General features: G+C 64.6%; 13 protein-coding genes. All 13 read left to right on the forward strand.

Annotation, left to right across the window (positions count from 1 at the left end):
* The first annotated feature begins 35 nt into the window (after positions 1-35).
* The 13 genes from RBA40_RS02325 (at position 36) to RBA40_RS02385 (ending at position 15,527) form a co-directional block, all read left to right on the forward strand.
* Positions 36-953, forward strand: a complete 918-nt coding sequence (locus tag RBA40_RS02325) for a hypothetical protein (RefSeq protein ID WP_306645616.1) — start codon at positions 36-38, stop codon at positions 951-953.
* A 720-nt stretch (positions 954-1,673) separates the two neighbouring features.
* The gene (locus RBA40_RS02330) at positions 1,674-2,552 is read left to right on the forward strand and encodes a papain-like cysteine protease family protein (RefSeq protein ID WP_306645618.1); all 879 of its coding nucleotides are present in this window, start codon (positions 1,674-1,676) and stop codon (positions 2,550-2,552) included.
* 228 nt (positions 2,553-2,780) lie between these two features.
* Complete coding sequence (tssE, locus tag RBA40_RS02335) at positions 2,781-3,236, forward strand: type VI secretion system baseplate subunit TssE (protein ID WP_306645620.1); 456 nt, start codon at positions 2,781-2,783, stop codon at positions 3,234-3,236.
* A gap of 11 nt (positions 3,237-3,247) precedes the next feature.
* Positions 3,248-4,996 carry a type VI secretion system baseplate subunit TssF gene (tssF, locus tag RBA40_RS02340; protein ID WP_306645622.1) on the forward strand — a complete coding sequence of 583 codons (1,749 nt, stop codon included), beginning with the start codon at positions 3,248-3,250 and terminating at the stop codon, positions 4,994-4,996.
* A complete protein-coding gene (gene tssG / locus RBA40_RS02345; protein ID WP_306645624.1) occupies positions 4,984-6,003 on the forward strand; it encodes a type VI secretion system baseplate subunit TssG in 1,020 nt (339 codons plus the stop codon). The genes tssF and tssG overlap by 13 nt, the downstream gene beginning before the upstream one ends.
* On the forward strand, positions 5,993-8,617 hold the full coding sequence (tssH, locus tag RBA40_RS02350; RefSeq protein ID WP_306645625.1) for a type VI secretion system ATPase TssH: 2,625 nt from the start codon (positions 5,993-5,995) through the stop codon (positions 8,615-8,617). The genes tssG and tssH overlap by 11 nt, the downstream gene beginning before the upstream one ends.
* The gene (locus RBA40_RS02355; RefSeq protein ID WP_306645626.1) at positions 8,614-10,650 is read left to right on the forward strand and encodes a type VI secretion system Vgr family protein; all 2,037 of its coding nucleotides are present in this window, start codon (positions 8,614-8,616) and stop codon (positions 10,648-10,650) included. Before tssH ends, RBA40_RS02355 begins: the two co-directional genes overlap by 4 nt.
* A complete protein-coding gene (locus tag RBA40_RS02360; protein ID WP_306645628.1) occupies positions 10,651-11,328 on the forward strand; it encodes a toxin-antitoxin system YwqK family antitoxin in 678 nt (225 codons plus the stop codon).
* Positions 11,328-11,714: a DUF4280 domain-containing protein gene (locus RBA40_RS02365; RefSeq protein WP_306646034.1), complete on the forward strand. Its 387-nt coding sequence runs from the start codon at positions 11,328-11,330 to the stop codon at positions 11,712-11,714. Before RBA40_RS02360 ends, RBA40_RS02365 begins: the two co-directional genes overlap by 1 nt.
* Positions 11,715-11,732: 18 nt before the next feature.
* A complete protein-coding gene (locus tag RBA40_RS02370; RefSeq protein WP_306645629.1) occupies positions 11,733-11,912 on the forward strand; it encodes a hypothetical protein in 180 nt (59 codons plus the stop codon).
* Positions 11,909-12,790 carry a substrate-binding periplasmic protein gene (locus tag RBA40_RS02375; protein WP_306645630.1) on the forward strand — a complete coding sequence of 294 codons (882 nt, stop codon included), beginning with the start codon at positions 11,909-11,911 and terminating at the stop codon, positions 12,788-12,790. The genes RBA40_RS02370 and RBA40_RS02375 overlap by 4 nt, the downstream gene beginning before the upstream one ends.
* Positions 12,791-12,812: 22 nt before the next feature.
* On the forward strand, positions 12,813-14,108 hold the full coding sequence (locus RBA40_RS02380) for a dicarboxylate/amino acid:cation symporter (RefSeq protein WP_306645632.1): 1,296 nt from the start codon (positions 12,813-12,815) through the stop codon (positions 14,106-14,108).
* A gap of 9 nt (positions 14,109-14,117) precedes the next feature.
* Positions 14,118-15,527, forward strand: a complete 1,410-nt coding sequence (locus tag RBA40_RS02385) for a cation:dicarboxylate symporter family transporter (protein ID WP_306645633.1) — start codon at positions 14,118-14,120, stop codon at positions 15,525-15,527.
* Positions 15,528-15,565 lie beyond the last annotated feature (38 nt).

Consider the following 15,565-nt stretch of genomic DNA (forward strand, 5'->3'; position numbering starts at 1 on the left):
CTTATAGGCCATTGACTCTGCTGCGTTGATCAATTTTGAACAATATGAACGAAAATTGGGAGAACAGAATGCCAAGAAATGCATTTAGCGAGCTCACTGGCGATGGCAGCGGTAAAGTCAGTAACCTCCGCCGGGTCAGTCACTCTTTTACTGATTATTTCAGGAGCATCGATCGTTCAAGCATTGGTCTTCAAAACGTTGGAGCCGGAATCAATGGAGTGAACGTCGCAGCCGGCGTTGGCGGGGCTGTGAAATCTGGATTGAGCTTGAGCAAGTTTGCCGCTGGCGCAGTCGCTGCTTCTGGCATCCTTGCCGCTTGCGCCGGCCCGCAGGCGGCCATCACTGCAAGCGCGATTTCCCTCTGCTTTTTGGTAAAATCCACCTATTCTAATCGCGAAGCCGCCCACCGAATATTGCGACCCTATGTGTGGTCCATTGTTGATGACCACCCGCCTGCGAGTTTCAATACCATCGAGGAACTTCAGAAAGTAGCACAAGCTGCGCAAGCTCTACTCGACGATGGAAAGAACCAATACAAGCTGGTCGGAATCAAATTCCAAAAGGCGGCCGCCGAATTTGCAGAGCTCAACAGAGAAATTGATGAGATGGCGACCAGGCTGATTCGAGAGCTTCATGCTGCTCCGTTCCGGGGAAATCCAGTCGCCATAGCCGCTCTGGAGAAATATATGGAGTCCGTCTGGGAGAAGGAAAGCAAGCCAGGTGGGCGAATTTTCAATTTCGTGCGCCGCTGTGAACATACGTCAAACTATTTGCAGGCCCCACACCTGGTTGCGCACGCCATGCGTGCACAATTTGATCCGATGACTGTTTTGGCGGAGGTGCAGATAGACTATTTCGCTCATTCTCCCTCGCTGCAACGTCAAAGGAAGGCTTTCCTTGATCTCGAAACGGCATACCGGGGGATGTTGGTTCTGGCGCCGGGGCTACTATAAGCTGGAGATGGGATTTATCGGATTCCGAGCGGCAAGAACAGCTTGCCGAGGACCAAGGCCTGAGGAGGGCACGGGGTCAGCTCGGCTAACAATGGGCACGAACTGATCAATAGCCTCCGGCTTAGGTCACACGGAACAGAAAGTCCCTTCGTCTTAGTTTCGACAGCGCGAAGACGACTTGATCAATAGCGGACGCAGAGCAAGCCGAACGGTCTGGATATCTGTACGACTTTTCACCGCTTGGAGCGCCAGAATGCTCTTGGCGTGGCTTCTGCGGCCGATAAGCGCTAGATCATCAAGTGCTCGGCTCCCCGGTACCCTGAGCGCTCGCGGACCTGAGCGCACGCATCCTTGGCGCCGTGAACAAAAAACACGCCAACTCTATGTGCTATGCCGAACGAAATGACCAGCCAAGCGTTTGCTGTTTTCGTCAGCGAGTAGGCCAACGTATTGGGCGATGGCGCGAGCTATAAGTTGGCTCGTGACCCTCGTGTCGTCCGGTATCTGGACTGCATGAATCCCCAACAATTGCATCTGCCCCAATTACTATGACTCATTGTCAAGCGATACCATGCTGTTACTTGTGTTACGTGTCGGCCGGCCAATACGATGGCAGCGGCGACTAACAGAGCAGCAGGTACCGCGCCTGACGCCGGGTCGCATTCTATTTGCGAGGACAGCATGGTTATGACCTGCCAGGAATGGAGTACCGGAACCAATATGTTCACGTTTTTCGGGCGCAGCGGGGCACTTAAAGCCGTAGACAGCGCATTGAGGAACTTTCATCAACACCAGACCGGTGACAGGGCGCGGGCGGTGAAGTCGGCGCTCGCCGCTTGGGTGAACAGCAAGCCTAACGGCTGGAGTGGCGCAGGCGGACGTAACGCCAGAGGCACCGTAGACGACCTGCGCCAGCAGATCGACAAATATTTGACGCCCATCCTCCCTGTTCTGGCCGGACCTTTGCCGCCGCCGGTCCCGATCGCAGTGCCGATACCGCCGCCGTTGCCTGTCGTGAGCGCGTCAGCCGTGGCGGCACAGATGTATGTTCCCGGTAAATTGATCCACGCTAAGCTAGGAGGAAATCATTTTGAAATTCCATTGCAACAAAAAGGAAGTTCATGTGGCCCCGCGTGCCTGCGCATCCTGATCATGCAGGTTGGAAATGTGAGTGTGGGAGAGGAAGCATTGCGCGCAACTATAGATGGCAGCCTGGGTAGCGGTGGCGTTGTGGTCAGCAATAATAGCCACGATTGGATCAATCAGGGTACCTGGGGCATGGATAACGTCCTGGCGAAATACCGGATCGAGGCTAAGCTTCATTGCACGAATCCGAACCAGTTCTTGTTGGCGGCTACTTTAAAGAAGCCATGCATCGCCGTCGTCCAATGGGCTGGCGCTGGCGGCGGCCTGCACTACATCGTGGTCGTGGGCAAGAACAGTGTCGGTACGATTACCGTCCTCGATCCCTGGTACGGGCTCCAGCAGCTCACCATTTCCAATGCCGGCGGCGTCGAGACGGTTGACAACTATGACCCGAACGAAAATGGAATCAACTACCCCAGCACTTGGTATCAATGGGTGCTGGCGGTAAAGTAAGCCGCCGAGGAACGAAGACCAAGTTTCCCGCACCACCGCTTTTGAATGGCCAATGAAGATGCATCTTCATTGGCCATTGTCACATTAAGACAGCGCTTTTCAATGCGCAGCAAGCTACGCACTTGTTACTGGTGTTACGCGCGCGCCACCGCCTACCATTCACTCCGAACTATCCGATTTACGAAGCGCAGTCTTTCCACCGCAAGCAACTTTGGTCAGGGTGATCCCATGAACGCTATGCCAGTCAGCTCGCCGATGCCCCTGTTCGACCGCCTGTGCGGAAAACTGCTGGCAATGGATGATGAGACGCCTGATTCCGACAGCCTTCAACACTCGCTGCGGCAAGACATGGTCCGCCTGTTCAACGTCCGCAATGGCCTGACCATCGAGCAGTTCTTGAGCGATTCGCCAACCGCGCTGCATTACGGCCTGCCCGATACGCTGGGACTCTCGCCGCAATCGGAAGCGGACCTCGCGCGCTGGGAGCTGGTGGTCACGCGCGCCATCAAGCTGTACGAACCGCGCCTGTCGCAGGTACACGTGCACATCACGCAGGACGCCACGCACCCGACGGCGGCACGCATCAATATCGACGCGGCCGTCGCCCTCGGATGGCACGTGTGCCGCGTGTATTTTCACGTCGTGCTCAATGACGGCGCCGCGCATGTGGCTGCGGCTGCGTGAGGACGATGGCCATGAACACCCAGGACGACCTGCTCGAATACTACCGCCGCGAATTGAGCTATCTGCGCACGCAGTCGGCCGATTTCGCCGCGCGCTATCCGAAAGTCGCCAGGCACCTGGTGCTCACGGGGGCCGAGTCAGCCGATCCGCACACCGAGCACATGATCGAATCGGTCGCCTTTGTCGCTGCGCGCCTGCACCGCGACCTCGATCGCGACCTTCCCGCCGCAGCCGGCGCCTTGCTCGACAATCTGTGCCCGCATCTGACCCAGCCGGTGCCCGCCATGACCATCGTGCAAATGGCGCTCGATCCTGCCGAAGGCAAGGTCACGGCCGGCATGCCGGTGCGGCGCGGGACCATGCTGTCGGCCAGCGCCGCAACGGGCGAACAATGCCGGTTCCAGGTGGCTTGGGATACGACCTTGTGGCCCCTGCGCGTGGCCAGCATCGCGCAGGATGGCCCGCGCACACTGCGCCTGGACATCCAGGCCGACACCGGCATGGATGTCGCCGATCTGGAACTGGACAGCTTGTGCCTGCACCTGGCAGGGGACATGATGACGACAATGCCCCTGCACGAAATGCTGCTCAGTTCCCTGGAAAGTGTCGAGCTGGCAGGCAGCAATGGCGTGCACCGCCTGGCGCCACGCCAGCTGACGGAAGTCGGTTTCGCCGAACACGAGGCAATTTTGTGCAAGCCTGGCCATGCCCATCCCGCCTACGGCCTGTTGCAGGAGTACTTCGCATTCCCGCGCAAGTTCCAGTTCTTCAAACTGACTAGCTTGCGCGGACGCCTGGGCAGCGGTGCCAGCTTCTCGGTACGTCTGGTGTTCACCCACAGTGCGCCCGTGCTGTCGCTGCTAACGCATGACAATGTGCTGCTCAACTGCGTGCCAGCGGTGAATCTGTTCCCCGTCACCAGCGAGCCGATTGCCTTCAACCGCCGCCATTACGAATACCTGCTGGTGCCGGACCGCCGCCGCGATGCTGTCATGGAGGTGCACTCGATCGTCTCGGTAACCGCGTCCGATCCGCACGGTGAGCGCAGCGTGCCGATTCCAAATGCCTTCGCCGAGGCCGATATGGAAGGCGAGGGCCTGCCATTGTGCTGGACCATGCGGCGCGAAACCAGCCTGCGCAAGGGTATTAACGGCACCGACGCCTATCTCAGCTTCATCGAAAGCGGCGACGTGCGCAGTGCCTTGCCCGAGCAGGTCATGTACGCTGAACTGCTGTGCACTAACCGCCAGTTGGCCGACCAGATCGGACCGGGCACCCGCTTCTACGGCGACGGCATTGCCGCTTCCACTGTCATTCGCGCACTGTACCAGCCCAGCGCCCAGCGTGCCCCGGTTGCCTCCACCAAGGCCTTGTGGTCACTGGTGTCCTTGATGCGCCTGAATCACCACTCGCTGGTCCACGGTACCGCACCAACCTTGCAAAGGATGCTGATGCTGTTTGCCGGCGGCAGTGCGCGCGACCAGGTCCAGATCTGCGGCATCAAGCGCATGCACGCGACCGGCGCCATGGCGCGCGTCGGCAGCGACACCTGGCGCGGGCACTGCCGCGGCACCGACATTGAACTCGAATTCGATGCCGATGCCTTTGCCGGAACATCGCCGCTGGTGCTGGCTGCGGTGCTGGCACGCTTTTTCGCGCTCTACACAACCGCCAACTCGTTCGTGCGCCTCTCTGTTGTGCGGCGCGGCGAACCCTGGAAGCACTGGCCAGCCATGGTGGGGCGACAATGCCTGATCTGATCTCACAGCTGCGCCGCGCGCCGCACGACTTCAACCTGTTCCAGGCCATCAGCCTGCTCGAACGGAGCGAACCATCGCGTGAGCCGGTCGGAACCGCACACGGTATCGACGAAGCCGTGCGCCTGGCCGGGCAGGCCGACTTTGCCTTCCCGGCGAGCGACATTGCCAGCCTGGGCGACAGCGCCCGGCCCGGACCACCCCTGATGCTACGCACCGCCGCGCTGACCCTGGCAGGCGGCCATGGTCCGATTGCTGCGCCGTTCGCGGAAATGCTGCTGGAGCAGCGCCGCCAGCGCGATCACGCGGGACTCGATTTTCTCGATATCTTCAATCAACGCCTGATCGGCTTCTGGTACCGCAGCCGCTGCAAGCAGCATTTGTCGCTGCGCCCGCTGGCGCAGGAAAGCACGCCGCTGGTGCGGGCACTCGATGCCCTGTCGGAGTCAGGCCGTGCACAAGGGACTCCAGGTCCGGCCGGTGAACAAGCCTGGTTGCGCCACGCAGGCCTGCAAAGCGCCGCACCGCGCTCCATGGCGACGTTGCTGGCGCTGCTGCGCGACCGCATCGGCATTGCCTTCGCTGGGGAACAGATGGTCGGCCGCTGGCAAGGGCTTGTCCCGCGCGAGCATGCCCGCCTTGGCAAACAACGGCTCGGCATGGGCGCCAGTCTCGGTGCGCGCGCCTGGGACCAAGCGGCCGCGATGGCGCTTACGACGCCGCCGCTGGCGCCCGCGCAGTTTGCCGCGCTGCTGCCGTCAGGCGAGCTGTATGGCCTGCTTGGCAAACTGGTGGCGCGCCATCTGCAGCAGGACATCAGCGTGAGCCTGCAACCGGCGCTGGCTGCACAGCCGGCCACGCGCCTCGGCCGTACGCAGGCGCTGGCGCCGCGCCTGGGACAGAGCGCATGGCTGTGCAGCGGCGCCAGCAGCGCGCGAGCGTATCAGCAACCGCGCTTCGACCTGCGCGCTCAAGCCATACCGACTGGAGCTGACGGCCATGCAAATTGATATCCGTACGCTCATGGCAAAGCTGAACCCGGAATGCAAGCGCGCGATGGGCCGCGCCGCCGAACTGTGCGTCCAGCAGACCCATTTCAATGTCGAACTGGAGCACCTTCTGCTGGCCCTCATCGATACAAGCGCGTCGGACCTGACGCTGATGCTCGCGCACTTCGGCGTCGACATGGATGCGGTGCGCACCCAAACGCAGGCCAGCCTTGACGGCTTCAAGCGCGGTAACAGCCGCACCCCGGCCATGTCCCCCAACTTCACGGCGCTGTTCCAGGAAGCCTGGCTGATCGGCTCCATGCAGCTTGGCGTGCAGCAGATTCGTTCCGGTACCGTGCTGCTTGCCTTACTGGAGCTTGACAGCCTGCGCGGCGCCTTGATCGAGACCGCCCCGGCCTTGCTCAAGCTTCCGCGCGACCGGGTGAGGGCCGACCTGGCGCAACTGCTGGCCGCATCGTCCGAAGACGCCGGCCCCGCATCAGGCCCGCCAGCAGCGCCAGCCGGAGCATCGCCGGCGCTGGACCAGTACACCGTTGACATGACCGCGCTGGCACGCGCCGGACGCATCGATCCGGTGCGCGGGCGCAACGCCGAGATCCGCCAGATCATCGACATCTTGCTGCGCCGCCGCCAGAACAATCCCATCCTCACCGGCGAGGCCGGCGTCGGCAAGACCGCCGTGGTCGAGGGCTTCGCCTTGCGCGTAGCGGTGGGCAGCGTGCCGCCGGCGCTGGCCAACGTGCGCGTCTGCTCGCTCGACCTGGCGCTGCTGCAGGCCGGAGCCGGCGTGCGCGGCGAGTTCGAGCATCGCCTCAAGTCCGTGATCGCCGAAGTGCGCGCGTCGGCCGCGCCGATCATCCTGTTTATCGATGAAGCGCATCAGCTGATCGGTGCCGGCGGCGCCGAAGGGCAGGGCGACGCCGCCAACCTGCTCAAACCTGCGTTGGCACGCGGCGAGCTGCGTACCATCGCCGCCACCACCTGGGCGGAATACAAGAAGCATGTGGAACGCGATCCCGCACTGGCGCGCCGTTTCCAGGTGGTGAAGGTGGACGAGCCGACGCCGGAAGCGGCCGTCGGCATGTTGCGCGGCATGGTGGACGTCTTGACCCACCACCACCAGGTGGAAATCCTCGATGAAGCCGTGCGCGACGCGGTGCGCCTGTCGCATCGCTACATCACCGGGCGCCGGCTGCCTGACAAGGCGGTCAGTGTGCTCGATACCGCCTGCGCGCGCGTCGCTCTGGCGTTGGCGGGCACGCCGCCGCAGCTTGAGTCGGTCGAGCACGACATCATGCTGGCGGCCGAAGAGTTACGCATCCTGCGCCACCAAATGGCGCGCGGCGAGGGCGAGCGCGCTGCCGCCGACCAGGTCGATGCCACGCTGGGCCGCCTGCAGGCACGCCGCGCACAGCTGCGCGACAAGCTCGCCGATGAACGGCGCGCGGTCGGCGAGATCCTGGCCCTGCGCCGCCGCATCGCCGCGCACACCGGCGCCGCCGACGACCGGCAGGCCGACGCCGCCCAGCTGCAACGCCTGCAAAAGGGCCTGGAGACGATCCAGGACGGCGAAGCGTTGGTGCCGGTGTGCGTGGATTCGGCCACGGTCGCCGAGGTGATTTCGGGCTGGACCGGTATCCCGGTCGGCAAAATGCTGGCCGATGAAATCCACACCGTGCTGCAGCTGCACGAGCGTTTGTGCGAGCGCGTGGTCGGGCAGGACCAAGCGCTCGACACGATCGCCAGCCGTGTGCGCACCTTCCGCGCGGAGCTGGACGACCCGGGCAAGCCGGTCGGCGTATTCATGCTGGTCGGCCCTAGCGGCGTGGGCAAGACCGAGACCGCCTGCGCCTTGGCCGACATGCTGTACGGCGGCGAGCGCAATCTGATCACCATCAACATGTCCGAGTTCCAGGAGGCGCATTCGATCTCCAGCCTGAAAGGCGCGCCGCCGGGCTACGTCGGCTACGGCAAAGGCGGCGTGTTGACCGAGGCCGTGCGGCGCCGGCCTTACAGCGTGGTGCTGCTCGACGAGATGGAGAAAGCCCACCCGGACGTGCTGGAACTGTTCTTCCAGGTGTTCGACAAGGGCACCATGGATGATGGCGAAGGCGTGCCGATCGATTTCAAGAACACGCTGATCCTGCTGACGTCGAACGCGGCGCAGGACATCATCACCGACGCTTGCCGGGTATCGCTGCCCGACGCGGCATCCCTGGTTGAGCGACTGCGTCCGGCGCTGCTGCGTCAGTTCAGCCCCGCATTTCTGGGGCGCGTGGTGCTGGTGCCGTACTACCCGCTGGGCGACGCCGACATCAGCGTCATCGTCGACACGAAGCTCGCCAGGCTCGCCGGACGCTTCAGCGCCAATCACCAGGCGCGCTTCAGCTGGGACGACAGCGTCACCGCCGCCATTGCCGCGCGCTGCACCGAGGTCGATAGCGGCGCGCGCAATATCGACTTCATCCTGACCCAGACCGTACTGCCCCAATTGTCGGCCCAGGTCCTGGAGCGCATGGCCACCGCTTCGGCGTTCAGCGCGGTCCACATGCACGTGGATGACGGCCAGTTCGCCTACCGTTTTCGCGATAGCCTGGCGCGGGGGGCGGCATGAAAACCGGTTTCACCCAGACAGGGGCCATGCTGCAACTGAGTTCGCCGCTGGGACCGGACGACCTGCTGCTCGATAGCATGGAGGGCAGCGAAGGATTGTCCGAGCTGTTCAAGTTCGATCTGCACATGCGCTCGGGCAGTACCTCGCTCAGTGCGGAGTCAGTGGTCGGCAAGGCCATGACCGTGACGGTCAGCGTTCCCGGTGCTGCAACGCGCCACTTCAGCGGCATGGTGGCGCGCTTCATCCATACCGGGCAGGACCGGGACTTTGCCGTCTACCAGGCGCAACTCGTGCCGGCGCTATGGTTGCTGACCCTGTCGCGCGACCGCAAGGTGTTCCCCAACATGAGTGTCGACGCCATTCTGGGCGATGTGCTGACCCTGTTCGGCGTCTCGTACGATTCGAAGTTAAGCGGCGTCTATCCCAAGCGCGACTATTGCGTGCAGTATGACGAATCCGCGTTCGACTTCATTTCGCGGCTGATGGAGCAGGCCGGCATTTGCTACTTCTTTACCTTTAGCAGCAGTGGCCATCGCATGGTCCTGGCCGATGCGCCGGCGCAGTTCGCCGACTGCGACGGCGGGTCGGCGATCCGCTTCTGGCCCGCCACCGGGATGAGCAAGCCGGTCGATACGGTGACCCGTTTCGCCCATGAGCACCGCATCGCGCTCCAGAAGGCCACCGTGAGCGACTACGAGTTCCGCACTCCGGACACGTCGCTCGAAGGCAGCTTTTCGGCAGCGGCAGGCATGGGTGCGACCTATGAATTCGCCAGCGGCCAGCCGAGCGTCGATGCCGCCAGGGCGCTGGCCCAGCTGAGGGTGGAAGCGGGGCAGGCCGGAGCGCGCCTGCTGCACGGCGACAGCTATTGCCATGCCTTCAGCGCAGGCGCCAAATTCACGCTGTCGGGCCATTTCGTGCCAACGCTGAACGCCGCCTACGTGCTGCGCCGCGTGCGCCACACTGCGCGCGCCGACAGCTATGCGAATGCCTTCGAGGCATTTCCGGCGGCGCTGCCGTTCCGGCCCGCGATGCACACTGCGCGGCCGCATGCGGCAGGCTGCGAAACAGCGCTGGTGGTCGGCCCCGAGGGCGAGGAAATCTGGACCGACCAGTACGGCCGCGTCAAGGTGCGTTTTGCGTGGGATCGGGGCACCAAGGACCATGAGCGGGCGCCGTGGGTGCGGGTAGCCCAGGCGTCCGCCGGCAAGGGCTTCGGCGCCTTGTTCCTGCCGCGCGTCGGTCACGAGGTGGTGATCAGCTACCTCAATGGCGACCCTGACCGTCCGCTGATCACCGGCAGCGTCTACAACGGCAACAATGCCACGCCGGCCGCGCTGCCCGCCAACCAGACCCAGTCGGTCCTGCGCACGCGATCAATCAAGCAGGGCAGCGCCGGCAATGAGCTGCGCTTCGAGGACAAGAAGGACGCCGAGCAGCTGTACCTGCACGCGCAGAAGGACATGCTGGTCGAGATCGAAGACGCGCTCACCACCACGCTCAGGAAGGGCGCCGAGATGCATACCCTGGAAGAAGGCGACCGCACGCTCGAGCTCAAGAAGGGCAACGAGCTGCATAAAGTGGCCGGCACGCGCGCGGTGACCGCGACGGGCGACGAAACCCACGCCAACGAAGCCAGGTTCACGCACACCGTCAAGGGCGATTACGCGCTCACCGTCGACGGCAGCCTGACCATCACGGTCAAGGGAGCGATCAAGGTCGTCACGGAGGACGCACTGTCGCTGGAGGCGGCCAAAACGCTGCTGGCGAAGGCGGGCGAGGCGCTGACCAACGAAGCGGGCAAAGAGTTGACCAACAAGGCAGGCACCGCGTTGACCAGCAAGGCGGGCACCGCGCTCACTTGCGAAGCCGGCACCGACCTGACCAGCAAGGCCGGCAAGGCGCTGCTGCAAAGCGCCGGCATGAAGATCGAGAGCAAGGCACCGATCATCAATAGCAAGGCCGATGCCACGCAAACGGTGCAAGCCGGTGCCAGCCTGACGCTCAAGGGCGCGATGACCAAGGTGAACTAGATGAACACGACCATCGAGGAACACGACGACAACGGCCGCTTGCTGCTGCGCTGCGTCATGGCCGGTAGCGTGCTGCATGGCCCGCTCGAGGAGTTCGGCCCTTCCGGGCTACCCGCGATGACGGCCAATTTCGAGCACGGCAAGCTGCATGGCGCGATGGCGGTGTATGGCGCCGACGGCGTGCTGGTGCAGCGCAGCGTCTATCGCCATGGAATTTCGGAGGGTTTGATGGAGACCTTTGTCAACGGGCGCAGGGTGGCGGCCCAGTGCATGGCCGGCGGTATCGCCAACGGCCCGTCGCTGTCGTTCGACGAAGCCGGCCAAATGACGGCGCAGCTGCCGCTGGCGGACGGCAAGCTGGAAGGGGAAGCGACCTTCTATCACGAAGGCCGCCATGTGCGCAGCGCCCATTACCGGGCCGGCCTGCTCGATGGCGAATCGGTCGACCATGACGCGCGCGGCGACGTGGTCCAGCGCTGCACCTACCGCGCCAATTTGCTGCATGGCCCGGTGCGGCGCTACTGGCCCGGCGGGGCGCTGATGGAAGAAGTGATGTATCGCGACGGCGTGCCCGATGGTGAGCCAAGCCGCTTCAGCCAGTGCGGCAAGCGGCTCGGCAACGCCGCGGCGGCGCCGGCGCTGCTCGATCGTGTCAAACAACTGTTAAGGGGGGAATGATGGGACAACAAGTTTGCAGCGGGGCGATGCTGACATGCTCGTTCGGGCTGGCGCCCGGCGTGCTGAACGTACTGCCGCTGAGCCAGGTGATGACTGCCATGCCTGACGCCAGCATCATGGACAACAAACCGATGGTCAATGTCATGCCGTTCGGGATGTGCACGTCGCTGGCCAATCCCCTGGTCGCGGCGGCGACCGCGGCGGCGCTGGGCGTGCTGGTCCCAATGCCTTGCATTCCGCTGACCACGGCGCCATGGGTCCCCGGTTCGCCCACGGTCCTGCTGGGTGGAATGCCGGCGCTGAATAACGCGTCGAAGCTGATGTGCATGGCCGGCGGCGTGATCGAAATCTCTGCGCCCGGTCAGATGACCGTGGCGGTTCCTTAACTTCGTCTGGCGAGGCCAATGATGGAATACCGATTCAACTTTACACCACGCCTGGTGGCGCTTGGGCTGTTTGCCGGCGTGGCGCTGCTGGTGCTGCTGTTCTCGCTGGGTTTTCAGCTGGGCGTGCGCATGGCTGCCGAACCGGCCGCTCCGGTCCCGCTCGAACGCGCCGCACCGGCGCCGAAGGCCGCGTCATGAGCGCCGCTGATACCTTAAGGCGCCTGCGGAGCCTGGCCTGGATGCACGCCGCCGTCCTGTCGGTCGGCCTGCTCGCCAGCGCCCCGGCCACATGCCAGGTCCGTGCAAGTGGTGCATCGCCATTGATCGTGATGGCCGATGGCCGCCTGATGGCGCCGGATATTGCGCGCATCATCGGGCATGGCGAACTGGTGGTGGCCATGTTCAAGACCGACAGTCCGCCGTTTTTCGTGGAACAGAACGGCGTGCTGAGCGGGATCGACGTCGACCTGGCGCGCCTGATCGGCAAAGAGCTGGGAGTGACTGTGCGCTTCGACCGCAGCAGCGCAACGGTGGACGGCGTGGTCGAAATGGTCGGCAGCGGCCGCGCCGACCTGGCCATCAGCCGCCTTGGCCGCACAGTCAAGCGCAGCCAGATGGTGCTGTTCTCCACGCCGTACCTGATGCTGGGCCACGCCATGCTGATCAACCGGCTGCGGATGGCCGAGATGTCCGGCGATCGGCCCGTGGCCCAGGTGGTGCGCACATTCAAGGGACGCATCGGCGTGATCGCCAATACATCGTGGGAAGAATATGGCAGGCGCCACTTCCCGCAGGCCACGATCGTCACGTTTTCAAACTGGCCGGCGGTGGTCGATGCCGTGCGGCGCGGGCAGGTCACGGCGGCCTATCGCGACGAGCTGGAGGTGCGCGCCGTGCTGCAGCGCGACCCGGGCCTGGCGCTGACGCTGCGCACGGTCACCTTCAATGACGCCCAGTCGGCGCTTAGTGTGATGACCGGCGTGCGCGACACGTCCCTGCTGGCCTTCGTCAACGAAGTCATTGCATCCCGCACCGACAAGCCCAGCGTGAGCGGAGCGCTCACCTTGATCAAGTAGGACCTCCATTGAAGGCGTTGCCATGAACCAGATCAGCATCATCGGCGCCCTGCGCCGCTTCCAGGCCCTTGCCATCAATCCATGGATGGTGCTGGCGTGCGTCATGCTGGGGGCCGCCATCGGCTGTGCGGCGCCCGGCATGGCCGGTCCGCTGGCCCTGGTCGGGGCGGTGTACGTGGACCTGCTGACCATGGTGGTGCTGCCGTTCATGATGTCGGCCGTCATCATGAGCCTGCAAAACCTGTACCGCGAGGGCGGGGCGGCCCGTATCGTTCAGCGGGTGGTACTGGTATTTGCGCTGCTGGCGCTGGGCGCCGCGCTGGTCGCGACCGCCGCCACGCTGCTGTTTCACCCGGGCGGGGGCATGACCGACGACCTGCGTGCCACCTTGGGGCAGATCGTCGGCGGCGATGTCGATCACGGCAACATGCCGATGTATTTGCTCACGCCGGAACCCTTGCCAGCCGGCGCGAGCGGACAGGACATCCTGCGCATGCTGATCCCGTCGAACATCTTCGCCGCCCTGGCCAATGGCGAAACGCTCAAGGCGCTGGTGTTCGCACTGCTGTTCGGCTTTGCGGTCGGGCAGGTCCCGACCCGCCTCGCGACCGGTCTGCAGGACGCGCTTGAAACCGTCTACAACGCCTGCCAGACACTGACGCGCTGGATCAATCTGCCCTTGCCGCTGATCCTGGTGTGCATGACGGCCGGCCAGGTGGCGCGCACCGGCGTTGGACCGCTGGCCGCCATGGCCGGCTTCGTGATCGGATTTTTGGCGGTCAGCGTACTGGTCATCGTGCTGGCGCTGTTCCTGGTGCGCCATCGCGCTGGCGGCACCATCAGCGGGGTCGTCGCGGCGCTGCGCGAACCTTTTGCGCTGGGCGTAGCGACCAATAACAGCGCCGCCTGCATGCCGGCCATGGTCGCGGCCATGGTCGAGCGCCTCGGTTTTGCGCGCAACCGGGTCGAACTGCTGGTGCCGCTCAGCGTCGCACTGCTGCGTACCGGCCCGGTCGCCTACTTCGCTTGCGGTTCACTGTTCATCGCGGCGCTGTACGGGCGCGCCCTGAGCCCCGCGGACCTGGCCATGCTGGTGGTGCTGGCCGCGCTGGCGGGGTTTGCCTCGTCCGGCATGTCCGGTGTGGTGACGGTGTCGCTGATGGGCGCCGTGTGCACCGGCCTGTCGCTGCCGTTCGAGGCAGCCTTCGTGCTGTTCATGGCGGTCGATCCGATCTGCGCCATGGCACGTACGGCGGTGACCGTGATCGTCGATTGCGCAGCGGTGTCGCTGGTGTGCGCGCGGCCGGTGCAGTTATAGGAGATGACGATGAAGCTGCTGACGCACATGAGACGGCATCCGGCCGCGTTGCTGAGCACAGTGCTGCTGGGGCTGTGGGTGGGCGTGCTGTGGCCGGGCGGCGCCGCGCTGTTCGCGGCCTTGTCCAGCATTTATCTGGCGCTGCTGCAAGCCGTCGCGCTGCCGTACATCGTGCTGGCTGTGTATTTCGGACTACAGCGCATGCCGGCCGCCGGCGCTTACTGGGGGCGCTGGCTGGCGTTGACGGTGCCGGCGCTGCTGGCGATGCCGCTGTGCGCGCTCGGCGGTGTGCTGCTGGCCGGCGTCAGCGCGGCCGGCGCCGGCCTGGATCCGCCGCAGCAGATGGCCCTGGGACGCATGGCGCTGGGCGCGGGCGACGCGGCAATCAGCCTGTACGGCGCCGACCCGCCACTGTTGGCAACGTCCCAGATCGCGCAATTTGTGCCGCGCAACCTGTATGCGGTGCTGGCGGCCGGCGCGCTGCCTTCGGTGCTGATCGGCGTGCTGCTGTTCGGGGCGGCCGTGGCGGTGCAGCGACGGGACGCTACCAATCACCTGAGCATCATTCTGGAGGCGGTGTATCGCGCCCTGGAAGCGGCCATCGGGTCGATCAATGGCGGCCTGCCGCTGATCGCCTTTGTGCTGGCCGCAGCGGCCAGCGCGGGCGCGGCGGACGGATCGACCGGCCTGCTGATCGGCTTTCTCGCCACCTGGCTGGCGGCGGTGCTGCTGGCCAGTCTGGTCGCGGGCGCGTTGATCTGCTGGCGCCTCAAGGCCCACCCGTGGACGGTGATGACGGCATTGCGCGAACCCGTCACCGTGTGCCTGTTTACCCCGACCGGCGCAGCGGCGCTGCCGGAATTTATCGCCGCCCTTAGCGTGCGGCTCGGCTTGCGGCGCGGCGCGTCGGAGCTGGTGATGCCGGTGGCGCCGGTGTTCATACGCTGCGGCGAAGCGCTGTTTTTTGCGGTGCTCGCGGTGTTCATCGCCAATCTGTACGGGCGGCCCTTGACGCTGTCCGAGAGCGCCATGGTGGTGCTGCTGGCGTGCTGGAGCGCGCTGTGCTCGATCGGCACGGTCGGGGTCAAGACGGTGCTGTGGTCGGGCGTGCTGCAAGCGTCACTGGGCTTGCCGATGGAGGCGCTGCTGCCGGCGCTGGCCGCGGTCGAGGTGCTGTGCGCCGGACCGCGCAACCTGGTGACCTACCTGAGCGCCGCCGTGCTGGTGGCGCTGGTGTCGACCGCGCGCCCGCTGCAAACGACAGCGCTGCACACCGCCGCGCCGGCGCCCGTGTGGCCGGTCGTGGTGTCGCGGCGCCAGGCCTGGTTGAGCGCCAGTCTGCTGACGGCCGCGTTGCTGGCCATTTTTTGCGCCGGCGTCGGCTTTGGCCTGCGCAAGATGCTCATGCCTGGATTGTAGTTCCGGGACCACCGCAAGATGTGCCGCACTTTGGAGAA

Origin of the sequence: Massilia pseudoviolaceinigra, from assembly GCF_030846505.1 — a bacterium.
In the GTDB taxonomy this organism is placed as follows: Bacteria; Pseudomonadota; Gammaproteobacteria; order Burkholderiales; family Burkholderiaceae_D; genus Telluria_A; species Telluria_A violaceinigra.